The sequence below is a fragment of the Bradyrhizobium sp. AT1 genome (assembly GCF_001590795.1).
Taxonomy (GTDB): Bacteria; Pseudomonadota; Alphaproteobacteria; order Rhizobiales; family Xanthobacteraceae; genus Bradyrhizobium.
The window spans coordinates 2355833-2378036 of the sequence record NZ_JXDL01000001.1 but is presented as its reverse complement, the minus strand read 5'-3'; the positions used below and the strand labels follow the sequence as shown (position 1 = coordinate 2378036).

19 protein-coding genes are annotated in these 22204 nt (G+C 65.7%); 14 read left to right on the top strand and 5 right to left on the bottom strand.

The genetic code is table 11. From position 1 onward, the window contains the following. Positions 1-4 precede the first annotated feature (4 nt). Entirely contained in the window at positions 5-889 is an 885-nt protein-coding gene (locus SE92_RS11490; protein WP_063195802.1) for an SMP-30/gluconolactonase/LRE family protein, read from the bottom strand. A gap of 110 nt (positions 890-999) precedes the next feature. Between SE92_RS11490 and SE92_RS11485 the strand changes: the two genes are divergently transcribed. Continuing rightward, positions 1000-1674, top strand: a complete 675-nt coding sequence (locus SE92_RS11485) for a TetR/AcrR family transcriptional regulator (protein ID WP_157095330.1) — start codon at positions 1000-1002, stop codon at positions 1672-1674. A 21-nt stretch (positions 1675-1695) separates the two neighbouring features. Here the strand turns inward: SE92_RS11485 and SE92_RS11480 are convergent, their stop codons facing one another. Continuing rightward, on the bottom strand, positions 1696-2676 hold the full coding sequence (locus SE92_RS11480) for a tripartite tricarboxylate transporter substrate binding protein (RefSeq protein WP_063195801.1): 981 nt from the start codon (positions 2674-2676) through the stop codon (positions 1696-1698). 193 nt (positions 2677-2869) lie between these two features. On the opposite strand from SE92_RS11480, the gene SE92_RS11475 reads away from it, so the two are divergent. The 13 genes from SE92_RS11475 (at position 2870) to SE92_RS11415 (ending at position 20240) form a co-directional block, all read left to right on the top strand. Continuing rightward, the gene (locus SE92_RS11475; RefSeq protein ID WP_063195800.1) at positions 2870-3640 is read left to right on the top strand and encodes an enoyl-CoA hydratase/isomerase family protein; all 771 of its coding nucleotides are present in this window, start codon (positions 2870-2872) and stop codon (positions 3638-3640) included. A gap of 1 nt (position 3641) precedes the next feature. Beyond that, positions 3642-5774, top strand: a complete 2133-nt coding sequence (locus tag SE92_RS11470) for an acetate--CoA ligase family protein (RefSeq protein ID WP_063195799.1) — start codon at positions 3642-3644, stop codon at positions 5772-5774. Between the two features lie 69 nt (positions 5775-5843). After that, on the top strand, positions 5844-7061 hold the full coding sequence (locus SE92_RS11465) for an ABC transporter substrate-binding protein (RefSeq protein ID WP_157095328.1): 1218 nt from the start codon (positions 5844-5846) through the stop codon (positions 7059-7061). A 57-nt stretch (positions 7062-7118) separates the two neighbouring features. Next, positions 7119-8330: an acyl-CoA dehydrogenase gene (locus SE92_RS11460; protein WP_063195797.1), complete on the top strand. Its 1212-nt coding sequence runs from the start codon at positions 7119-7121 to the stop codon at positions 8328-8330. Then, positions 8330-9355: an acyl-CoA dehydrogenase family protein gene (locus SE92_RS11455; RefSeq protein WP_245324552.1), complete on the top strand. Its 1026-nt coding sequence runs from the start codon at positions 8330-8332 to the stop codon at positions 9353-9355. Before SE92_RS11460 ends, SE92_RS11455 begins: the two co-directional genes overlap by 1 nt. Positions 9356-9366: 11 nt before the next feature. Then, complete coding sequence (locus tag SE92_RS11450; RefSeq protein ID WP_063195795.1) at positions 9367-10140, top strand: SDR family NAD(P)-dependent oxidoreductase; 774 nt, start codon at positions 9367-9369, stop codon at positions 10138-10140. A 13-nt stretch (positions 10141-10153) separates the two neighbouring features. Next, positions 10154-10966, top strand: coding sequence for a carboxymuconolactone decarboxylase family protein (locus SE92_RS11445; RefSeq protein ID WP_063195794.1), 813 nt, complete (start codon positions 10154-10156; stop codon positions 10964-10966). Next, positions 10963-11430, top strand: a complete 468-nt coding sequence (locus tag SE92_RS11440; protein WP_084251796.1) for a tripartite tricarboxylate transporter TctB family protein — start codon at positions 10963-10965, stop codon at positions 11428-11430. The genes SE92_RS11445 and SE92_RS11440 overlap by 4 nt, the downstream gene beginning before the upstream one ends. A 12-nt stretch (positions 11431-11442) precedes the next feature. Further along, on the top strand, positions 11443-12942 hold the full coding sequence (locus SE92_RS11435) for a tripartite tricarboxylate transporter permease (protein WP_063195793.1): 1500 nt from the start codon (positions 11443-11445) through the stop codon (positions 12940-12942). 22 nt (positions 12943-12964) lie between these two features. Then, positions 12965-14116, top strand: a complete 1152-nt coding sequence (locus tag SE92_RS11430; RefSeq protein WP_063195792.1) for an acyl-CoA dehydrogenase family protein — start codon at positions 12965-12967, stop codon at positions 14114-14116. 215 nt (positions 14117-14331) lie between these two features. After that, positions 14332-16611 (top strand): TonB-dependent siderophore receptor, encoded by a 2280-nt coding sequence (locus tag SE92_RS11425; protein ID WP_198172611.1) that lies wholly within the window; start codon positions 14332-14334, stop codon positions 16609-16611. A 256-nt stretch (positions 16612-16867) separates the two neighbouring features. Beyond that, positions 16868-17947: a HoxN/HupN/NixA family nickel/cobalt transporter gene (locus SE92_RS11420; protein ID WP_063195790.1), complete on the top strand. Its 1080-nt coding sequence runs from the start codon at positions 16868-16870 to the stop codon at positions 17945-17947. Beyond that, positions 17928-20240: a TonB-dependent receptor gene (locus SE92_RS11415; RefSeq protein WP_063195789.1), complete on the top strand. Its 2313-nt coding sequence runs from the start codon at positions 17928-17930 to the stop codon at positions 20238-20240. Before SE92_RS11420 ends, SE92_RS11415 begins: the two co-directional genes overlap by 20 nt. A 26-nt stretch (positions 20241-20266) precedes the next feature. Here SE92_RS11415 and SE92_RS11410 read toward each other — a convergent pair whose 3' ends face one another. From SE92_RS11410 to SE92_RS11400, 3 genes are all read right to left on the bottom strand, one after another. Continuing rightward, positions 20267-21346, bottom strand: coding sequence for a YeeE/YedE family protein (locus SE92_RS11410; protein WP_063195788.1), 1080 nt, complete (start codon positions 21344-21346; stop codon positions 20267-20269). A 75-nt stretch (positions 21347-21421) separates the two neighbouring features. Then, positions 21422-21772: an ArsR/SmtB family transcription factor gene (locus SE92_RS11405; RefSeq protein ID WP_028137430.1), complete on the bottom strand. Its 351-nt coding sequence runs from the start codon at positions 21770-21772 to the stop codon at positions 21422-21424. 35 nt (positions 21773-21807) lie between these two features. Next, on the bottom strand, positions 21808-22179 hold the full coding sequence (locus SE92_RS11400) for a thioredoxin domain-containing protein (protein WP_063195787.1): 372 nt from the start codon (positions 22177-22179) through the stop codon (positions 21808-21810). Between the last annotated feature and the right edge of the window lie 25 nt (positions 22180-22204).

Genomic DNA, 22204 nt, shown 5'->3' with positions numbered 1-22204 from the left:
TCGGTCAATCCGCGCCAAACCTGTGCGCCGGCAGTCCGCGAACGCCAAGGCCCTCGACGGCGAACAGGCCGCCGGCATCGGGATGATCGTCCCTGAGAGCATGGCTGCGCGAGATCGATGTCACGAAGAGAACATCCAGACCAGAGCCTCCGAATGTCACGCTGGTGGGATGACGGATCGGCATGTCGATCATGCCCGCGATCGTCCCATCGGGCGCGAACCGCGCGATCTTGCCGATGCGCACGAGGACGGACCAAAGGTAACCTTCCGAATCGACGGTCGCGCCGTCGCAGCCGGACCCCTGCGCGTCCGTGCCAACGAAGACACGCTTGTTCGCGAGCGGGGCGTTCGGCCTGTAATCATAGGCCCAGATGACGCGCCTCGCGCTGTCCGCGAGATAGAACGTCCGGCCGTCCGGACTGAAGCACGGTCCGTTGCTCACGGCGAGATCCGTCTCGAGCAGCTCCAGCGCGCCTGTTGCGTCCAGGCGATAGAGACCGCCGACCGGCGTCTCATCCTGAGCGCGGTCGCCATGCATCGTGCCTGCCAGGAAGCACCCGTAGGGATCGGCCTTGCCGTCGTTCAGCCGCACCCTGGGATGATCGAGCCCTATCGACGGGCCCGCCGTCAGCAGGCGCTTGTCAAAATCGTAGTGCGCAAATTCATGGCGGAGCGCCAGCACCGCACCGCTGTCGTGCTGCAATGCCATCGAGCCGATCGGCGCCGGCACGCTGAACTGCTCCACTGTGCCGGTGAAGGGATCGAACGTGCGGATCAATCCGGCCAGCGCGTCGATCCAATGGAGGCGCTGCCGGCGTTCGTCCCACACCGGACTCTCGCCGAGCTGGTCCTTTGTCGCGCCGATGCGCGTGATCCGGGCCGCGCTCATGGCTGTTCGCGCCGGGATCGCCGGGCTTGACCGATCGGTCGGTGAAAATCTAGGTTCATTCTAAAGGCCCTGGGGTTGGTGCTCAACCGGCGGATGGAATTGCGGACTTAATGACTGAATTGTCGACGATGAAGGATGGCGTTGCGAACCAGGCCGAGGCCTCGGACCGGGTGCTTCAGATCCTCGCCGAGGCCGGACGGCTGTTCGCCAGCAAGGGATTCGAGGGCACCTCGATGCGCGACATCGCGCTCGCCTGCGGCATCTCCAAATCGCTGCTCTACCATCATTTCTCCAACAAGGACGAGATCTACGCCCGCGTGGCCGTCGGCTCGACGCTCGAGCTCTATCTGTTCGTCCGAGACCGCATCCCCGACGGGCCGCCGTCGCAGAAGATCCGCGCCTTCATGGTCGCCACGGCGGAATATTTCCGGCGTTACCGCTGGGCCTGGATCGCCTCGACCACTGCGTTCTGGAACGATCCCGACCGAAGCAGGCACAAGGAGCGGCTGACGCGCCGCGACCGCTTCGAGAATTTTCTGCGGGGCCTGATCCAGGAGGCCATCGATGCCGGTGAAATCCGCAAGGTCGACGTTCCCATGACGGGGCGGCTGATCCTGTCCTCGCTCAACTGGATGCATCGCTGGTACAATCCCAACAAATCCGCAACGCCCGAGCAGATCGCGGAGATCTTCTTCGACATGATCTTCAACGGGCTGCGCAGCGGCGAGCTCGTCGAGCTTCCCGGCGCGGAGCCGCCCAAGGCCGGCCGGCGCAAGCCGCGCTGACCCGCGCACGGCAAGCCGCGCTCATTCCAGAACGATGTTCTGCGCCTTGATCACCGGTCCCCAGAGCGCGGCGTCCTTGGTCAGCTGGGCGTCGAGCCGCTCCGGCGCGCCGGTATCGGCCATCAGGCCGTCGATCTCGAGTTGCTTGGCGATCTCGGGCTTCTGCATCGCGGCGTTGGCCGCCGCATTCAGCCGCGCGATGGCCTCGCGTGGCGTGCCCGCGGGCGCGTGCAGCGCGGTCCAGAACGAAGCTGTCAGCTCGGGATAGCCGGATTCGGCCAGCGTCGGGATGTCGGGGAAGCTCGCCATGCGCTTGTCCGAGGAGACCGCGAGAATGCGAAGCTGGCCGCCGCGCGCGTGCTCGATGACGGCGGCGGGCGTTGCGAAGTTGAGATCGCATTCGCCCGACAGCGTCTCCATGATCGAGGCCGGATTGTTGCGATAGGCGACCTCGGTGACGGCAAATCCCATCGACTTGCCCATCATGATGCCGAACAGATGCGTGACGCTGCCCGGGCCGAGCGTGGCGTAGAACAGCGGCTTGTCGCGGCCCTTGGCGTAGGTGACGAAGCTCTTCACGTCGGCCGCCGGCGTCTTCGCGTTGACGGTCAGCGACAGCGGCCCGTTGCAGAGCATGGCGACGGAGGCGAAGTCCTCGAGCTTGTAAGGCAGGGCCTTGCGCAACAGGACGTTCAGCGAGATCGGGCCGGTGCCGCCGGCGAGCAGGACCGATCCATCCTTGGGCGCGCGCGCCACGTACTGAGATCCGACGATGCCGTTGGCGCCGGGCTTGTTGTCGACCAGGACCGGCTGGTCGAGGGTTTCCGCCATCGCCTTCGCGATCGAGCGCATCAGGCTGTCGATCGAGCCGCCCGGCGCATAGGGCACGATGATGAAGACGGTCTGCGATGAGCGTGCGCTCACGATGGCGGGCGCGCCAAGCGGAGCGGCGAGGGCGCCGGCGATCAGACTTGTCGCTTGGCGTCGGCTGATCCTGGGCATGCGAGTTCCTCCTCAAGGTCGCTTCTTTGATTGGCGACAAATCTATCGACTGACCGATCGGTCGGTCAAGAGATGATAAGCAGGATATTGCAAGCGATCCAACTCGGTGGTATCAGAACTCAAAGCTGACCGATCGGTCAGGGGCAAGCAAAGCCAACACAAGCAAGACGAACAGAAGTCCAGGAGGAAGCCAATGTCCGCAGATATCGTCACCCTCGAAGTATCGGATCACATCGCGCTGGTGACGCTGAACCGTCCTCCCGTGAACGCGCTCGACCGCGCCATGCGCGACCGCATCGTCGCCGTGTTCGACGAGATTTCCGAGCGCAGCGACGTGAGGGTCGCGATCCTGACCGGCGCCGGAAAGGTGTTCTGCAGCGGTGCTGACCTGAAGGATCGTCCGGATCCCGCGAAAATCGGCGCGTTCCACAGTCACAACCGGATCACGCGCGAGACCGGCAATTGCATCCGCGAATGTTCGAAACCGGTCATCGCGGCGATCAACGGCGTCGCGCTCGGCGCCGGCGTCGGCCTGATGGCGTCCTGCGACATCTTCTACGCCTGCGAGGAGGCCGTGTTCGGCATGCCCGAGATCAATGTCGGGCTCGCCGGTGGTGCAGCGATGCTGAACACGTTGTTCGGCCGTTCGCTGATGCGCCGCATGTTCTTCACCGGCTATCGCGTGCCGGCCGCCGAGCTCTATCGCCTCGGCATCATCGAGGCCTGCACGACCAAGGAAAACCTGATTCCCGAAGCGATGAAGATCGCCAGGGAAATCGCGTCGAAGAGCCCGATCGCGATGGAATACGCCAAGAACGCGGCGAACATGGTCGAGCTGATGCCGCCACGCGATGCCTATCGCTTCGAGCAGAACATCACCATGGCACTGTCCAAGACCGAGGACGCCAAGGAGGCGCGGATGGCGTTCCTGGAGAAGCGCGCGCCGGTGTTCAAGGGGCGCTGAGATGCGGCCGGGAGAAGGTCTCGACGCGCTGATGTCGCCGCGCTCGATCGCGATCATCGGCGCTTCGCAGGAGGCGACCAAGATCGGCGGCCGACCGGTCGACCTGCTGCGCCGGCACGGCTATGCGGGCCGCATCTATCCGGTCAACCCGAAGGCGACGACGGTGCAAGGGCTGCAGGCCTACGCGTCCGTCGCCGACGTGCCGGAAGCGCCGGATCTCGCCATCATTGCCGTTGACGCCGAACGTGCGGGGGAGGCGGTGGAGCAGTGCGCCGCCCGCGGCGTCCGCAGCGTCGTCGTGTTCTCGTCGGGCTTTGCCGAGCTCGGCGAGCAGGGGCGCGCCATGCAGGAACGGCTGCGCGTTGCCGCGCGTAACGGCGGCATGCGCCTGCTCGGGCCGAACTGCCTCGGCGCCGTCAGCATCGCCGAGAAGAGCATCGCGACGTTCTCGATCGTGCTCGAGCACAGCATGCCGGCGGCCGGCTCGCTCGGCATCGTGTCGCAGAGCGGCAATCTCGGCAGCTACACCATGCGCCTCGCCAGCGAGCGCGGCGTCGGTGTCAGTCGCTTCATCACCACGGGCAACGAGTGCGACGTCGATATCGCCGACGGGATCGCCTGGATGGCACGCGATCCCGTCACGAAGGTCATCTTGTGCTGCCTCGAAGCCTGCCGCGACGCAGGGCGCTTGATCGCAGCGCTCGAAGAGGCACGCGATGCCGGCAAGCCCGTCATTGCCATGAAGATCGGGACATCGGCGGCTGGCCAGACCGCCGCAGCCTCGCACACCGGCGCCATGGCGGGATCGGACGCCGTGTTCGACGCGCTGTTTGACCGCTGCGGCGCTGTGCGCGTGCGCAGCATCGACGAGCTGATCGATCTCGGTCACGCGGCATCGATCCTGCTGCCGGACCGGCTGCCGAAGGGACCAGGTGTGGCCATCCTGACTGCGTCGGGCGGCTTCGGTGTGCTGCTTGCGGATGCTGCGCAATCGGTCGGATTGACGCTGCCGGAGCTCGGGCAGGAGACGCAACGCCAGATTCTGGATCTGGTACCCTTCGCGTCGGCCCGCAACCCGGTCGACGCGACGGCGCAGATGTCGAGTCGCCCCGATTTGTTGGCGAAGATCATGTCCGCTGTCGTCGCGGACGAGCGTGCCGATACGGTGATCCTGCCGCTGCCGTTCTCATTGCATCTGCCGCGCCTGCGCTCGATCTACATGGACACCCTGCGCAACATCCGGGCGCAATTCCCCCATCGTCCGATCATCCTGTGCGTCGACGGTCCGGAGGACGCGCTGGCCGAGCTGCACGCGCTGGGCTTTCCCACTGTGGAGCGCTTCGACGGGTGTTGCGCCACCATCGCTGCATTGGTGCGGTTGCGGGCAGCATCGACGGGTCCGCAGGACAGGCCTGCGACAGTTGAGCGAGCGCAGCCGCCGGCAGCCGAAGCCTTCCGCCACGAGCTCGGGGCCAAGCGCGCGCTTGCCGACGCCGGCGTTCCGGTCCTGGCCGAACGTCTCGTGCAGGATGCCGACGCGGCGGCGCGTGCCGCCACCGAGATCGGCTTTCCCGTGGTGCTGAAGATCGCCTCGCCCGATCTGCCGCACAAGACGGAGGCGGGCGGCGTGGTCGTGGGCGTCGGCTCGGAAGCCGAGGTTCGGCGCGCCTATGCCCAGATGCGCGATCGCGTCGCCACCAGGGCGCCGAATGCTGCGATCGACGGCGTGATCGTGGCTCCGATGGCCAAGGGCGTCGCCGAGCTCATCCTCGGCAGCCGCATCGACCCGGTGTTCGGACCGGTGGTGATGGTCGGCCTCGGCGGCATCTTCGCGGAGATCCTCCAGGACTCCGCCGTGCAGATGGCGCCGGTCAGCGAGACGCAAGCCATGGCGATGCTGAAATCGCTCAAGGCGTTTGCGGTGCTCGACGGTGCGCGCGGCCGGCCGCGGGCCGATCTCGCCGCCGCGGCGCGGGCCGTCGCGGCGCTGTCGCGCTTTGCCGCCGCGCATGCCGATACGGTCGCGGAGATCGACGTCAACCCGCTTCTGCTGCGTGCGGAGGGGGAGGGCGCCGTGGCGCTCGACGCGTTGCTGATCCCGCATGGCAAATCTCCCATCCAGGGGCATCACTGAATTCAAATCACAAGAGGCCGCAGAAAGCCGGCCCAGAGGAAACGCGAAAAGCAAAAGCAGGAGGAAACGGTGAAGAGATCGACGATTGCTACGCTCAGCATGATTGCCGTGCTGCTGACGAATGCGCCGCTGTCCGCGCAGGGCATCTCCGGCGACGTCGTCAGGATCGGCATCATGAACGACCAGAACGGCCCCTATGCCGACAATTGCGGCCTCGGCTCGGTCGCGGCTGCCAAGCTTGCGGTCGCCGATCTCGGCGGAACGGTTGCCGGCAAGAAGATCGAGCTTGTGATCGCCGACGACCAGAACAAGCCCGATGTCGGCGTCGCCATCGCACTCCGCTGGGTCGACAATGAGGGCGTCGACGCCATCGTCGGCTGCTCGGCCTCGTCGATCGCGCTCGCGGTGCAGGACATCATGAAGAACCGTAAGAAGCCGTACATGCTGGCCGGCACCGCGGGCTCGTTCTTCACCAACGACAAATGCTCGCCGATGACGACACAATGGGTGGTCGACACCTATGCCCAGCCGAAAGCCACGGTGAAGGCGCTGCTCGCCCAGGGCATCGACAGCTGGTTCTTCCTCACGGTCGACTACGCCTTCGGCAAGGCCTGGCAGGCGGATGCGACGAAGTTCATCGAGGCGGGCGGCGGCAAAGTGGTAGGCTCGGTGCTGCATCCGCTCAATTCGTCGGATCTCTCCTCGTTCCTGCTGACCGCACAGGCCAGCGGCGCCAAGGCGATTGCGCTCGCCAATTCCGGCGCGGATTTCGCCAACGCGATCAAACAGGCGCAGGAGTTCGGGCTGACCAAGAAGCAATTGCTCGTCCCGCTCGGCCTCATGATCAGCCAGACGCATGGCATCGGCCTCAAGGATCTCCAGAACGTGCGTTTGACCACGCCGTTCTACTGGGACATGACGCCGGAGAGCCGGGCCTTCGCCAAACGCTATGCCGAGGCGACGAATGGCCAGCTTCTCAACGAGGGCAAGGCGGCCACCTACAGTGCCCTCGCGCATTATCTGAAGGCGGTTGCCGCCACCGGCTCCGACGATGGCGCTGCCGTGATGCGGCAAATGAAGAACACGCCGATCGACGATTTCGAGATGAAGAAGGTCAGCATCCGGGCCGATGGCCAGGTCATGCGGCCGCTCTATGTCGCGCGGATCAAGACGCCGGCGGAATCCAAATACGCCTACGACTATTACGACATCACCGGGACGATCGCGCCCGAGGATGCGTGGCGGCCGGCATCGGAGAGCGCCTGCGACCTTCTCAAGTCGCAGTAGGGAACAGGAAGCCGGGCCAGCCATGCTGGCCCGCACGGCGAAGACGGGAAACGGGCGATGAGTGTGGTTGAAGCTGTGTCGACGCAAGCCCTCGCGGGTGAGAACCTGACGGGCGGTGCCTATCGCGATGCGATGCATCGCTGGCTGCATGCCAATCTGCCTGCCGGCTTTCGCAGCGACAGCGCCGCATTCGCGCCGCCGACGCTGCAGCAGTCCGTGGCTTGGGAGGCGGCGATGTACCACGCCGGTCTGACGGGTATCACCTGGCCGCAGGCCTATGGCGGGCATGGCCGCTCCTTGCGCGAACATCTCATCGCCAATCAGGAGATCGGTCGGCTTGCCATGCCGGAGAGCGTCAACTCGATCGGCAAGGAGCTCGCCGGTCCGATCATTCTGGCGGTCGGCACCGAGGAGCAGAAGCGGCGCTTCCTGCCGGCGATCCTCGAGATGCGCAACATCTGGTGCCAGGGATTTTCCGAGCCTGAAGCCGGCTCCGATCTTGCGGGTCTCCGCACGCGCGCGACGCGCAGCGGTGACGGTTGGCGGATCACCGGCCAGAAGATATGGACCAGCGGCGCATATCGCTCGCAGCGCTGCCTGGTGCTCGCCCGTACCGGACCGCTGGAGGACCGCCATCGCGGCCTTGCCATGTTCGCGGTGCCGCTCGATGCGAAGGGCGTGCGCGTGCGCACGATCAAGTCGATCGACGGCCGCGAGAGTTTTTGCGAGGTGTTCTTCGACGAGGTCGAGGTCGTGCAGGCGGATGCGATCGGTGCGCCCGACGAGGGCTGGGCCGCGGCGATCCGCGTGCTGGAGATCGAGCGAGCGACCAACCGCATGTACCGCGCCTGGCGGTTCGAGAACGAGCTGCGCCATCTGATCTCGGCCTGCAAGGCCGATCCGGCGCTGTCGCAGATGGTGGGGGATCGCCACTACGCGGTCAGGCTCGGCGAGGTCGCGGTCGAGATCGAGGTGCTCAAGGCCCATGTCGAGACGGCCGTCGAGGCGCTCGTCAATGGCGACAAGATCGGTGCGCGCGGCAGCCTCGCAAAACTCTATTGGAGCGAGTCCCATCAGCGCTTTGCCGCGCTTGCCCTCGAGCTGCTCCAGCAGGCTTCCCTGCCGCAGCTTGCGGCGATCAAGGTGGCGCGCCGCCGCTTCGAGGCGATCTATCTGCAGGCGCGCGCCGAGACGATCTACGCCGGCACGACCGAGATCCAGCTCGGCATCATCGCCGATCGGATCCTCCAGCTCTCGCGAGGCAAGTGATGACCATGGCCGAAGCACTCCAGCCCGCCGAATTCGCGGCAACCGCGGCACGCGCAGTGACGGCATGCGCGGATCTGGACGTGCGCGAACAGGCGCGACATCTCGCCGGTGACGGTCTGCTCGGCGTCATCGCGAACGAAGAGGTTGGGGGACTTGCCCTGCCGCTGGGTTTCGCGGTGCCGGTGATCGCGGCCGCTCACGCGGGATTGCTCGGATTTCCGCTGCTGGAGACCGTTCTCGCCGGCCGCCTGCTCCAGGCTTCGCTGACGCGTCTGGCGGGCGCGATCGTTTCCGGCGAAACGCTGGCAACGATCGCATGGCAGGGCGAAGCGGCCGCCGAGCGGGATGGCGGAGCCCTGGTGCTGAGCGGCACCGTGGCGCGTGCGCCATGCGCTGCGAAGGTCGATTACGTCGTGGTGCGGATGGACGCGGGTGCGGCGGCATTGATCCCCACCGATGCCGAAGGCGTCGTGGTGGAGGAAGCTGCAGGGCTCGACCTGACGGTGCCGGAGCACGTGGTGCGACTGGAGAAGGTCGAAATTCCAGTCGGCTCGATGTTGCCGGCGGGCACATGGGATATGCTCAGCTCGGACGCCAACGTGCTTCGCGCCGCCGCGATCCTGGGATCTGCCGAAGCATGCCTGGCGCTGGCGCAGGAGCACGCCTCGACACGTCGCCAGTTCGGCCACGCGCTGTCCTACAACCAGGCCATCCGTCACGCCTTGGCGCGGCAGAAGCTGGGGCTCGAGAGCATTCGCCATGCGATCACGCGGAGCCTGACCGGCGATGGCGGTCCGCTGCAGCGCGATGCCGCGTTCCTGGCCGCCGCGACCTATGGCAGCTCGATCAGTGAAGGAGCGCTGCAGATCCATGGCGGCATGGGTTTTACCTGGGACGTCCCGGTACATCGCCATCTGCGTCGTATCCGCACGCTGCAGGCGCAGGGTGATGCCAGCGGCCTGATCAGCGCGTTCGGCCGCCGTTACGTATCGGAAGTTGCTCCGTTCGCAGAGACGGGAGCGTGAGGGAGATAGCCATGACCGAGACCAGGGATCAGACGCTCGCAGGCCGCGTCGCACTCGTCACCGGCGCCGGGAACGGCATCGGGCGCGCAACGGCGCTCAAGCTCGCCGCCCGTGGGGCGATTGTCGGCGTCAATGATCTGAAGCCGGAATTCGTCGACGGCACGGTGGCGGCGATCAAGGCGTCGGGCGGCGAGGCGCATGCCGTCGCGCAGGACGTGTCCAGCCGCGACGGCATGCGGCACGCAGTGCTTGGATTGGCCGAGCGCCAGGGGCGCTTCGACATTCTCGTCAACAACGCGGCCTGGGTCCGCTATCAGTCGGTCGCCGACATTGCGCCGGAAACGGTCGAGCGCATGCTCAACATCGGCTTCAAGGCGGTGATGTGGGGCATCCAGGCCGCCGCGGAGGTCATGGATGCAGAGCGTGGCGGCGCCATCGTCAATGTCGCCTCGGTGGCCGGGCTGCTTTCGGCCAAGAACAGCATGGTCTACAGCGGCATCAAGGCCGGCGTCATGGGCATCACACGCGCGGCCGCGGCAGAGCTCGGCGCGCGCAACATCCGTGTCAACGCGGTGGCGCCCTCGGCGATTCCGACCGAAGGAACCATGCGCAACCGCAACGCCGAGCTCGATGCGCGCCGGATCGCGCGCACGCCGCTGGGGCGTCTCGGCACCGTCGACGATATCGCCAAGGCGATCTGCTTCCTCGCCGGCGACGAGGCCGGCTTCATCTCGGCGCAGGTGCTCACCGTCGACGGCGGCATCACCCTGACCAACATTGCGTGAAGGTGCACGCGCGATGTCCGATCTGACGCGGGAGCAACAGACGCTGAAAGAGGCCTATGTCAAGGCGCGCGGCTATTGGCGGCCCTGGACGGAAGGCCTGCTGCGGCTCGATCCCGGGTTTCTCCAGACCTATGGCAAATATGCGGGCTATGCCGCGGAGAACGGACCGTTGTCTCGCAAGATGTGCGAGCTGATCTACGTCGCCCTCGACGGCTCGGCGACGCATCTGTTCCGCTCCGGCCTCGCCCTGCATCTGCGGCTTGCGCTCGACGCGGGGGCCACGGCGCGTGAGATCGTCGACGTCTTCCGTCTCGCGACGACGCAGGGGCTGGAGGGCTGTCATGTCGGCATCGGCATCCTCGCCGAGGAATTGGCAGAGGCTGGCCTTCAGGTCGATCATTCCGAATTGACGAAAGAGCAGCAGAAATTGCGCGATGCCTACATCGCGCAATTCGCCGATTGGCCCGACTTCTGCGAGCTGTGGCTGCGCCGCGATCCCGGCTATTTCGCAGCCTTGCTGGATCTCCTCGCAGGCGGACGGGGCGGGGACGGGCTCGACGGGCGCTCGCAATGCCTGATCTCGATCGCACTGAACGCCTGCTTCACGGCGCTCAACCCGCAGGGGCTGCGGATGTACATCAAGCGGGCCCTGCGGCTCGGCATCGACCAGCGCGAGATCCTTCAGGTTCTGCAGATGACCGCCCATCTCGGCGTCCATGCCTGCGCTGTCGGCGTGCCGGTCCTGATGGAGGCGCTCGATGAGCGCGCCGCAAACGCCAAGGCCGCTGCAGAGAGCATGGGATCCGGCGAGGGAGGACGGCAATGAAGGGATTGGCGATCCGCAATCAGAGGGCGTTCGCCGCGGGCGTCCTGTTCCTCGCCTTTGCGGTCTTCTTCTTCGTGACGGCGCTGAACTATCCGGCGGGCACGGCCGCGCGAATGGGACCGGGCTATTTCCCGCGCCTGCTCGCGATCGTGCTCGCCGTCATCGGTCTCGTCGTGACGCTCGGTGCCATGACATCGACCGCGGAGCGGCAGGTGCTGCGAAGATGGGATTTCAAGGGGCTCGCCTGGATCACCGGATCCGTGGTCCTGTTCGGCGCCTTGCTGTTTCCGCTCGGCCTCGTCGGCGCGCTGTTCGTTCTGATCATGGTGTCGAGCCGGGCCAGCCACGAGTTCACCTGGAGCGGCGCACTGGCGAATGCAGCGGTGCTCATCGCGTTGTGCCTCGCCGTCTTCGTCTACGGCCTCGGACTGCAGCTGCCGGTCTGGCCGTCGCTTCTCAACTGAACGGGCCGATCGATGGATCTCTTTCACAATCTGGCGATTGGCTTTGCCACCGCAGTCCAACCCGCCAATCTCCTTTACGCCTTCTTCGGTTGTCTGCTCGGGACCCTGATCGGTGTGCTTCCCGGCCTCGGCCCGCTCGCAACCATCGCGATGCTGCTGCCGATCACCTATGCGCTGCCGCCGGATGCTGCGCTGATCATGCTCGCCGGGATCTATTACGGTGCGCAATATGGCGGCTCGACCACGGCCATCGTCGTCAACCTGCCGGGCGAGTCCTCGTCCGTCGTGACCACGATCGACGGCTACCAGATGGCCAAGCAAGGCCGCGCCGGCGTCGCGCTCGCAACCGCCGCCATCGGCTCGTTCTTCGCCGGATGCGTGGCGACGCTGGCGCTGGCCGCCCTTGCCGGCCCGCTGACGGCGACGGCCTTGCTGTTCGGCCCCAAGGAATTCTTCGCGCTGATGATCCTCGGCCTGATCCTGGCCTCGGTGCTGTCGAGCGGTCCATTCATCGAAGGCATCGGCATGGTCGTGCTCGGCATGCTCCTGAGCCTCGTCGGCACCGATTTGAACAGCGGCAGCCAGCGTTTTGCCTTCGGCGTTCCCCAGCTGTTCGACGGCCTCGATTTCGTGCCGCTGGCGATGGGTATTTTCGGCTTCGCCGAGATCGTTCGGAATCTCGAGCAGGACGACAAGCTGTCGCTGGTCACGCAGAAGATCACCAATCTGTTTCCGACCCGCGACGACTTCCGTCGCATGGTGCCGGCGATGCTGCGCGGCACGGCGCTCGGCACGCTGCTGGGCGTTCTGCCCGGCGGTGGTGCGGTGCTGTCGTCCTTTGCGTCCTATACGCTGGAGAAGAAGCTGTCTCGGCATCCAGAACAGTTCGGCAAGGGCGCCATCGAGGGCGTTGCCGGTCCGGAATCGGCGAACAACGCCGGCGCCCAGACCTCGTTCATCCCGTTGCTGACGTTAGGGGTTCCCTCCAACGTCGTGATGGCGCTGATGGTCGGCGCCATGAACATCCACAACATCCACCCGGGACCGGAGGTGATGACGAAGAATCCGACCCTGTTCTGGGGCCTGATCGCTTCGATGTGGGTCGGCAATCTGATGCTGCTGATCCTCAATCTTCCGCTGGTCGGGCTGTGGGTGAAGCTGCTCACCATTCCCTATCGCTATCTGTTCCCGGCGATCATGGTGTTCTGCTCGATCGGCGTCTACTCCATCAACAGCGGGACGTTCGAGGTCTACGAGGCCGCAATATTCTGCGTGTTCGGCTACGTCCTGATCAAGCTGCAACTGCCGGCGGCGCCGCTGTTGCTGGGTCTGGTTCTAGGCCCGGCCATCGAGGAGAACTTCCGCCGCGCCATGGTGCTGTCGCGCGGCGACGCCACCGTGCTGCTGACCTCGCCGCTCTCGGCGGGCCTGCTCGCCGCAGCCGCCATCGCGATCCTCCTGATCATGCTGCCGACGATTCGCGCGCGTCGGGAGGAAGCGCTCCAGGAATGAGCCGCACCGGAAGGCCAATGTCATGATCCGCGACCCCGCTGCTTTCGAAGCGCTGCTCGACCGTGTCCGCCGCTTTGTCCGCGACGTCGCCATTGCCGCCGAGGCGCGCGTCGAGGAGGCCGACGAGATCCCGGCGGAGATCGTCGCCACCATGCGCGAAGAGGGCTTCTTCGGCTGGAGCATTCCGGAGGCCTATGGCGGCGCCGGCCTCACCACGGAGGAGCTCGTGCTGGCGGCGTTCGAGCTGTCGCAATGCTCGGTCGCCTTTCGCGCTCGCGTCGGCACCAACACCGGCATCGGCTCGGAGGGGATCGTCGCCGACGGTACCGAGCAGCAGAAGCAGGCCTATCTGCCGCGCCTAGCCAGCGGCGAGTGGACCGGCTGCCTCGCCGTGACCGAGCCCGACGCCGGCTCGGAAGCCTCGAACGTGATGACCACCGCCCGCCGCGACGGCGATCAGTACATTCTCGACGGCGAGAAGTGCTTCATCACCAACGCGCCACTTGCGGACGTCTTCACCGTCACGGCGCGCACCGATCCGCATTCGAAGGGCGCGGCGGGCGTCTCGGCCTTCATCGTCGAGCGCGGCAGCGCCGGCCTCTCGACCGGCACGCCGTATCGCAAGATGGGACAGGCGGGCTCGCCCGTCAGCGCGGTCTATTTCAACCAGTGCCGGGTGCCCGCGGTCAATCTGATCGGCGGCCGCGAAGGCGCGGGCTTCAAGACCATCATGAAGGTGCTGAACAAGCAGCGCATTCATCTGGCCGCGCTGTCGACCGGACCGGCGATGCGGATGCTCGACATGGCGATCCGCCACACCAAGAGCCGCGTTCAGTTCGGCGAGCCGGTTGCGAGCTACCAGCTGGTTCAGGCGATGATCGCCGACTGCCGCACGGAGATCTTCGCGGCACAATCGATGATCCTCGAAACAGCCCGCAAGCGCGACCGAGGCGAAGACATCGCGCTCGAAGCGTCGATGTGCAAATATTTCGCGACGGAGATGTGCGGCCGCGTGGCCGATCGCTGCGTGCAGATGTTCGGCGGCGCCGGCTACATCGCCGATCACTCCTCGATCGAGCGTTGGTACAGAGACGTGCGGCTGTTCCGCCTCTATGAGGGCACCAGCCAGATTCACCAGCTCAACATCGCTCGTCTCGCGACGAGAGATACGTAACATCGATCGCTTCGCATTTTGCAAGTGACGTGCTGTCGCAGATCCAGCCGCGTTACGTCATTTCTGAGCGAACCCACGGCCGCCTTGAATCGTTCCAGATGTTCTTCCACTGCACGCGTCGATGATCGAGACATTCTAAACCGCGGCGGTCGCATTTTCGTTGCCGTCATCATGACGCCTTTCTAGAGAGGGCCATCGATGAGGGCGTTCTGGAAATGCGACGTACGGGTGGAGTTGAGACGGTGGCGCGCTTTGGCGCGACGCTGCTGAGCGGAGTGGCATTGCTCGCGTGGTTTGAATCACCTGCTCGATCGCAAACGGTACAAGGCAGCAGTTCCATTCCCCCCGTGACCGTCGAGGCTCCGCCGCAACAAGCGGCGCGCCGCGCACCGGCTCAGCGAAAAGATGTCCGGGCCCGATCGAGTTCGCGGCGCGCGCCCGTGCGTGGCGCTCCGCAAGTCGAAACCGTCGCAGCGCGAGCGCAATCGGGCGTGGCTCCCGCCTTTGCAGGCGGCGAGGTCGCGCAAGGCGCGCGGCTGGGATTGCTCGGCAATACCAGCACGATGAAGTCACCGTTCAACGTGACGAGCTACACGGATAAATTCATCCGGGATCGGCAGGCGGCAACGGGTGCGGATGCGCTGATTCTCGATCCGTCCGTGCGAAGCTCCCACCCGACGGGCGGTATCGTGGATTCCTTCACCATTCGCGGATTCCCGATCAACGAAGGCAACAACGGTGAATTCGCCTTCGAGGGACTTTACGGAATCGCGCCGACCTATCGCATCTTCACCGACTACGTCGAGCGCCTCGAAGTGCTCAAAGGCCCCTCGGCCGCGCTCTCCGGCATGGTGCCCAATGGCGGCGTCGGCGGCGTCATCAATGTCGTGCCCAAGCGCGCGGAAGAGGATTTGACCCGGCTGACCGCAAGCTACGGCTCGGCCGCGCGCTTCGGCGGTCACTGGGATGTCGCGCGGCGTTACGGCAACGGCAAGGAGTGGGGCGTCCGCGCCAGCGGGAGCCTCCGCGACGGCGACACGCCGATCGATCGCCAATCCGAAACGACCGGCGTCGGATCGCTGGCGCTCGACTATCAAGGCGAGCGATTCAGGTCCTGGCTCTACCTCATCGCGCAAACCGATCGGTTCGATGCTCCGTCGCGTCCGTTTCTCATGGCTCCCGGCCTGCAGGTGCCAAAGGCGCCGGACGGCCGGTTGAACGTGACCCAGCCCTGGGAATGGTCGCACATCACCGACAAATCGGCGTTGCTGCGCACCGAATACGATCTCAGCGACCAGGTCACGCTGTTCGCGGACGTCGGCGGCTCCAAGACCAATGTCGAGCGCTTCTTCGGTCTTCCGACCATCGTCAACACGAATGGCGACACGACCTCGACGCCGCAGTTCTTCGGGCTGACCATTGACCGAACCACATATGACGGCGGCCTCCGCGCCCGCTTCGATACCGGCTTCGTCCACCATGCCCTTGCCTTCCAGGCCTCGGTCTATCATGACGCGCTGTACCGGCGGCTCACCAATGGAAGTCCGGTCGCCTCGAACATCTACAATCCATCCATCGCGCCAACCCAGTTCGCCAACGAGATCAGCGATCGGCCCCGGCTCTCGGACAGTCAGCTCACCGGGCTTTCGATTGCCGACACCATGTCCGTGCTCGACGAGCGGGTCCTGCTGACCCTGGGTGTCCGGCACCAGGGCATCGAGGCGAACAACTATGCCTCCAATGTTGGCACGCTGACGACGTCCTATGACAAGACCGCCGTCACGCCGGTGGTCGGCCTCGTGGTCCGCCCCCTGGAGCATGTCTCGCTGTACGCGAACTATGTCGAAGGTCTAAGCAAGGGCGATATCGCGCCGACGCAGCCGGGTGTTTCCAATCCCGGCGAAATACTTGCTCCCTACGTTGCGAAACAGTACGAGGCCGGTGTCAAGGTGGAGTTCGGTCGGATCGCAACCACCTTCAGCGCCTTCGAGATATCGAAGGCGAGCGGCGAGCTGTCCGTCGGGCGCTTCGCGGCGACCGCCGAGCAACGAGTCCGCGGGCTCGAGTTCAACGTCTACGGCGAGCTCATGCCGGATGTTCGTCTCCTCGGAGGCATCTCGCTGCTGGATGGCACTCTGACCAAGACCGCCGTCGCGGCCAATGTGGGCAACACGCCGATCGGCGTTCCGAACATCCAGGCCAATATCGGGGCGGAGTGGGATCTGCCGTGGATGAGAGATCTCACCTTGAATGCGGCCGTCATCTACACCGGAAAGCAGTTCGTCGACTCCGCGAACAAGCAGCCGATTCCGGAGTGGACCCGGCTGGACCTCGGCGCCCGCTACACCACGGCGATCAACGGCAGGAAGACGGTTTTCCGCGCGAACATCCAGAACGTGACCGGCAAGAGCTACTGGTCCAGCGTGGCCTCGTTCGGAACGTTCTTCCTGGGAGCGCCACGTACCTATCTGCTGTCGATGAGCGTGGACATGTAATCGCGGCCCTTGCGGCCTGCAGGTCCAAAACCGGCCCGCGCGGACCGGTCAAATGGTCGTCGAAGTGGATAGTTGCTTGCCAATCGAAGCCGCGCATTCCACCCCGGCGCCGTGCGAGGGCCTCAAAAAATCGTCCATTGAATCAATGAGGTGGCTTCCGTTTCGGGCTGCCTTTCGGCCCTGAGGCGAAACTGGCGCGGCTCTTGCTCTTGCCAGTATGAGGGTTCTTGATAAACCTCATACTGCGGATTGAGTGATGGAGCTGGCGGTGAGGCGGACATTAGGAGCGATCGAGCCCGGAACGATGATGCTGTTCGGGGGGCTCATCGCCGCCAATATCGCCGCATGGACCTGGGCCTTCGCGCTGTTCGGCGACCGGCCGACGGTGCTGGCGACCGCGCTGCTGGCGTGGGTGTTCGGCCTGCGCCACGCCGTCGATGCCGACCACATCGCCGCCATCGACAACGTCGTGCGCAAGCTGATGCAGACGGGCGGCGCGCCGCACAGCGTCGGCCTCTATTTTGCGCTCGGCCATTCCACCGTCGTCATGGTCGCGACCATCTTGCTCGCGCTCGGCGTGGTCAGCCTTGGCGGTGACAGCCTGCTCAAGGAGATCGGCGGCCTCATCGGCACGTCGGTGTCGGCGCTGTTCCTGCTGGTGATCGCGGCCATCAACCTCGTCATCTTCGTCGGCCTGTGGCGGACGTTTCGTACCGCCCGGGAGCAGGGCGTTCACGACGCCGAGGGCCTCGAGAGGTTGCTCGCCAATCGCGGCGTGCTCGCGCGACTGCTCGGGCCGCTGTTTCGTCTGGTCACGAAGCCCTGGCACATGTATCCGCTCGGCTTCCTGTTCGGGCTCGGCTTCGACACGGCAACCGAGATCGGCCTGCTCAGCATCTCCGCAACCGAAGCCGCGCGCGGCGCGTCGGTGGCCGATATCCTGGTTTTCCCAGCGCTGTTCGCCGCCGGCATGGCGCTGGTCGACACCGCCGATTCCGCGCTGATGGTGAGCGCCTATCGATGGGCGTTCGTCGATCCCCTGCGAAAGCTCTGGTACAACCTCACGATCACCGGCGCCTCAGTGGCCGTCGCGTTGTTGATCGGCGGCATCGAGGCGCTCGGCTTGGCCGCCGACCGGCTCGGCCTGTCCGGCGGCGTGTGGACGCTGGTCGACGGTCTCAACGAGTCGCTCGCCAATGTCGGGTTCGCCGTGATCGGGCTGTTCGCGATCGCCTGGCTCGCCTCGGTCGTGCTTTATCGCCGCATGTTCCAAGGTGATCGGCGGCGGGCTACGTCGAAAGCTCTGGAATGCGTCGATGCGACCGAGGCGGCGTGAGCCTTGCCGTGGCGGCGGCGCGCTGACGGCACTGTCGGTTCTGGTGCTGCTCGGGGATGATGGCCGCGCGTTGGCGCAGAGCAGCGACGCCTCACGCGAGTTGCCGCCGATTCAGGTCGGTGGCGGCGAGACAACGGGACGCAAGAAGCCGGTCGCATCGCGCCGCTCCGGCAAGCCCCAAGCAGCCGGCCGCCGCCTTCTCGTCTATCCGGCGGCGACGCAAGGCTCGGATGGGCGCAGCGTTGCCTCCGGTGCAAAGAGCCGGCCCGGCATGGCCAGCGAGATCACCATCGCCGGCGAAGAGCTCAACGCGCGCCCGTTCACGCGACCGGGCGAGGCGCTCGAAGCCGTGCCCGGTCTCATCGTGACGCAGCATTCCGGCGAGGGCAAAGCCAACCAATATTTCCTGCGCGGCTACAATCTCGACCATGGCACCGACCTTGCGATCACTGTCGACGGCGTTCCCGTCAACATGCGCACCCACGCGCACGGCCAGGGCTATGCCGATCTCAACTGGCTGATTCCGGAAACCATCGCCTCGGTGGATGTGCGCAAAGGCCCGTACTTCGCCGACGAAGGCGATTTCGCCTCGGTTGGAAGCGTTCATGTCGGCTTGATCGACCGTACCAAGGGACTGGCGCAAGTGGGCGTAGGCAGCTTCGGCTACCGCCGCCTGCTCGGCATGGATTCCGCGAAGGTCGGTGACGGCGCGCTGCTGGTGGCCGGCGAGATCGGCACCTATAACGGTCCGTGGGACAATCCGGACAATGTGCGCAAGCTCAACGGCCTCGTGCGCTACAGCCAGGGCACCGCGACCGACGGCGTGTCCGTCACCGGCATGGCCTATGCCAACACATGGAATTCGACCGACCAGGTGCCGCAGCGCGCGATCACGGGCGGCTTTCTCAGCCGCTTCGGCTCGGAAGACCCGAGCGACGGCGGTAACACCAACCGCTTTGCGCTCTCGGGCCGGATCGCGCAGAGCGACGAACTCGGCTCGTGGAAAGCCAACGCCTATGTCGTGAAGAGCCAGCTCGACCTCTTCAACAATTTCACCTATTTCCTCAGCGATCCCGTTCTCGGCGACCAGTTCCACCAGCACGACGACCGATTGATGGCGGGCGCCAACATCTCGCGCACGCTGAACGGCTCGCTGGCGGGCTTGCCGATGCAGACCACCTTCGGCCTGCAGTCGCGCTATGATGCGATCGATCTCGCGCTGACCAACACCTTCCAACGCGGCTTCCTCTCCAACGTCCGCAGCGACAAGGTCGGGGAGGGCAGCGTCGGCCTCTATGCCGAGAACACCGTGCGCTGGACGGACTGGCTCAGGACGACGGTGGGGTGGCGCGGCGACTATTACGCGGCGGACGTGACGTCGCGGTTCAACGCCAACAATTCCGGCCGCGCGGACGCCGCGCTCGGCAGCCCGAAATTCAGGATGGTGCTCGGTCCGTTCAATCAGACCGAGTTCTTCCTCGGCGCCGGCTACGGCATGCACTCCAACGACGCGCGTGGCGCGACCACGACGGAGGACCCCGGCGATCCCGCAACGAGGCTGACGCCGTCGCCGCTGTTGGTGCGGACCAAGGGGGCTGAGGTCGGTGTGCGCAGCAGGATCGTTCCCGGCCTCGACACCTCGCTCAGCCTTTTCATCCTCGACCAGGATTCCGAGATCCTGTTCTCCGGCGATGCCGGCGACACCTCGGCGACCCGCGCCAGCCGCCGCTACGGTTTTGAGTGGACCAACCACTACCGGCCGAGGTCCTGGATCGACATCGACGCCGATCTCGCCATGACCCATGCGCGCTTCCGCGGCTATGACAGCGAGCAGGCCGAGGTCTACGCCTCGCTCGCCGGCTATCCGGAGGCGCAGATAGGCAACGCGCCCGGCAATTACATTCCGAACGCGCCGGCGATGGTGGCGTCGGCCGGCATCACGCTGGGCGAAAAGACCGGCTGGTTCGGAACGTTACGCTGGCGCTATCTGGCGTCGAGCCCGTTGACGGAGGACAACGCATTCCGCTCCTCTGCGACCAGCATCTTCAACGGCCGCCTCGGCTATCGCACCGACAATGGCTGGCGCCTTCAGCTCGACGTGCTGAACCTCTTCAACACGCGAGCGAACCAGATCAGTTATGCCTATGGGTCGATGCTCAAGACCGACACGCTCTACAACCTCTGCGCATCGGGCACCGCGCCCGCTTCAGTCTGTCAGAATGGCGTGATGGACTACGTGCTGCACCCCGTGGAGCCGTTGACGTTCCGGCTGACTGTCGCCGGAACGTTCTAGGTTTTGTCTCGGCGACAGCGACTTCGTCAGGTCGAGGCCCCGAATAGCCTGCGCACGGCCGGCATCCACTCGCCGGTCATGGTGAACTCGAGCCCGAGGCGTGCGCCGCAGGCGATGGCTACCATCGTGATGGGTGCAGAAACCGCCAGCGTCGAGAACGCGCTCAGGCCCTGGCCGATGGTGCAGCCCATCGACATGATGCCGCCGATGCCCATCAGCAGTGCGCCGGACATGTGACGTTTCAACTCGCGCGCGTCGTCGCACGCCTCCCAGCGGAAGCCGCGCGCGAGCATCGCGGCGGCAAACGAGCCTGCGACGACGCCGGCGACCGAGCCGATGCCGAAATTGAGTCGCGCTCCGGAGAAGGTGGCGATGTAGAGAATGGCGTCACCAGGTGGCGCCACAAAGGTGAGCGAGGAGACCCGCACGGGATCGAACTCGTCGTCGGCAAGCCATCCGGTCGCAAACCAGCCGAATGCGACGGCGGCGCCGACGGCAAGACCGGAGGCCAGCAGCCGCGGCGACCGGATCAGCTTGCCGTCCGCGAGGGCCCAGAACGCGAGCGCGGCGGAAATCGCGACGACGAGGATCGCGCGCATCGTGCCGCCCGCGCCGAGCAGCGATGTCAGGGTCTGGGTGCTGCCCTCGGGCAGCCGCACCGACAACGGCTCGATCAGCGTCAGCCGCAGCATGCCGGTGATGCCGCGCATGGTCGCGAGCGCCGACAGGCCGAGCACGAGGAAGACCACGATGGCCCGCAGATCGCCGCCGCCGACGCGCACCAGCGTGCCGAAGCCGCACGTGCCGACCAGCGCCATGCCGACGCCGAACATCAGCCCGCCGATGATCGCACCGCCAAGGCCGATCGATGCCGTGAGGTAGATCGACCGCGAGAGATCGACGATGCCGAACGCCGCGAGGGCCTGGGTCGCGAGCAGGGCGACCGAAGCGGCCAGCGCAAAGGATTTCAGCCGGCGATAATCCGATCCGAAGAATGCGTCCTCGAGCATCGCCAGCGTGCAGAAACGCCCCGCGCGGCCGGCAACCCCAAGCACGGCTCCGGCGGCGAGCCCGCATGCGAACGCGATGGTCGAAGGGCTCAGCATTCCTCCCGCTTCTTTTCTTGTTCGGCCCGCGGGTAATCTGCGCCGTCAGGGCGCGAAAAGCCAGCGCGGAAGAAACTACCGGCGGCGCCGGCGCACCGGCTCGCAGAACACGTCGTAAACGGCAGTGAGGATCTTGCGGACGTCCTCGCTGGCGAGACTGTAGTAGATCGTCTTGCCGTCGCGGCGGGTCGTCACCAGCCGGTCGAGCCGGAGCCGCGCCAGCTGCTGCGAGACGGTCGATTGCCGTTCGCCCAGGAACTGCTCGAGCTCGGTCACGGATTTCTCGCCCTCGGCGAGGATGCAAAGCAGCAGCAATCGGGACTCGTGAGACAGCGCCTTGAGCATGTCGCTGGCTTCGCGCGCCTTCTCGATCATCTGCTCGAGTTCGGCGGAGCCCTCGATCTCCTTCAGCTTCGGCAACGGCATCGCGTCAAGTTCCTCTCAGCAAATCGCAAGACCAGTCACGACCTCTCGGGTTCCGATCCCGCCTTGGACAGGATTCGGTCCAAGAGGCCAAAGAAGAAGGCATCCCCCGGATAGCCGCGAATGCGCCCGATCTCGCGACCCTCTTGTACCACGACGAAGGTCGGCGTGAAGGGACCGGGGTCGATTCCGGTGAGATCGGCGGGACGGGGGCCGTTCAGGTCGACCCGGCGGAGCGGTGCGGCCCGGCTCTCCTCGGTCTTGTCGTAGAGCGGCGCGATCTCGGCGTTGAAGCGCGCGCACCAGGCGCAGCCGGGCCGCTCGAACATGACGAGCTCGGCGGCGCGCGAGGCCGAGGCGGGCAGCGCGAGGGAGATCGCGAGGGCGAGCAGAGCGATGATTCTGGTCATGCTGCGTAACCGGCCCTTTTGGTTT

What these genes read in the sequence shown, in the direction of transcription:
- SE92_RS11490 (WP_063195802.1), bottom strand. Translation starts at nt 889, where the DNA reads ATGAGCGCGGCCCGGATCACGCGCATCGGCGCGACAAAGGACCAGCTC.
- SE92_RS11485 (WP_157095330.1), top strand. Translation starts at nt 1,000, where the DNA reads ATGACTGAATTGTCGACGATGAAGGATGGCGTTGCGAACCAGGCCGAG.
- SE92_RS11480 (WP_063195801.1), bottom strand. Translation starts at nt 2,676, where the DNA reads ATGCCCAGGATCAGCCGACGCCAAGCGACAAGTCTGATCGCCGGCGCC.
- SE92_RS11475 (WP_063195800.1), top strand. Translation starts at nt 2,870, where the DNA reads ATGTCCGCAGATATCGTCACCCTCGAAGTATCGGATCACATCGCGCTG.
- SE92_RS11470 (WP_063195799.1), top strand. Translation starts at nt 3,642, where the DNA reads ATGCGGCCGGGAGAAGGTCTCGACGCGCTGATGTCGCCGCGCTCGATC.
- SE92_RS11460 (WP_063195797.1), top strand. Translation starts at nt 7,119, where the DNA reads ATGAGTGTGGTTGAAGCTGTGTCGACGCAAGCCCTCGCGGGTGAGAAC.
- SE92_RS11455 (WP_245324552.1), top strand. Translation starts at nt 8,330, where the DNA reads ATGACCATGGCCGAAGCACTCCAGCCCGCCGAATTCGCGGCAACCGCG.
- SE92_RS11450 (WP_063195795.1), top strand. Translation starts at nt 9,367, where the DNA reads ATGACCGAGACCAGGGATCAGACGCTCGCAGGCCGCGTCGCACTCGTC.
- SE92_RS11445 (WP_063195794.1), top strand. Translation starts at nt 10,154, where the DNA reads ATGTCCGATCTGACGCGGGAGCAACAGACGCTGAAAGAGGCCTATGTC.
- SE92_RS11440 (WP_084251796.1), top strand. Translation starts at nt 10,963, where the DNA reads ATGAAGGGATTGGCGATCCGCAATCAGAGGGCGTTCGCCGCGGGCGTC.
- SE92_RS11435 (WP_063195793.1), top strand. Translation starts at nt 11,443, where the DNA reads ATGGATCTCTTTCACAATCTGGCGATTGGCTTTGCCACCGCAGTCCAA.
- SE92_RS11430 (WP_063195792.1), top strand. Translation starts at nt 12,965, where the DNA reads ATGATCCGCGACCCCGCTGCTTTCGAAGCGCTGCTCGACCGTGTCCGC.
- SE92_RS11425 (WP_198172611.1), top strand. Translation starts at nt 14,332, where the DNA reads ATGCGACGTACGGGTGGAGTTGAGACGGTGGCGCGCTTTGGCGCGACG.
- SE92_RS11420 (WP_063195790.1), top strand. Translation starts at nt 16,868, where the DNA reads ATGGAGCTGGCGGTGAGGCGGACATTAGGAGCGATCGAGCCCGGAACG.
- SE92_RS11415 (WP_063195789.1), top strand. Translation starts at nt 17,928, where the DNA reads ATGCGACCGAGGCGGCGTGAGCCTTGCCGTGGCGGCGGCGCGCTGACG.
- SE92_RS11410 (WP_063195788.1), bottom strand. Translation starts at nt 21,346, where the DNA reads ATGCTGAGCCCTTCGACCATCGCGTTCGCATGCGGGCTCGCCGCCGGA.
- SE92_RS11405 (WP_028137430.1), bottom strand. Translation starts at nt 21,772, where the DNA reads ATGCCGTTGCCGAAGCTGAAGGAGATCGAGGGCTCCGCCGAACTCGAG.
- SE92_RS11400 (WP_063195787.1), bottom strand. Translation starts at nt 22,179, where the DNA reads ATGACCAGAATCATCGCTCTGCTCGCCCTCGCGATCTCCCTCGCGCTG.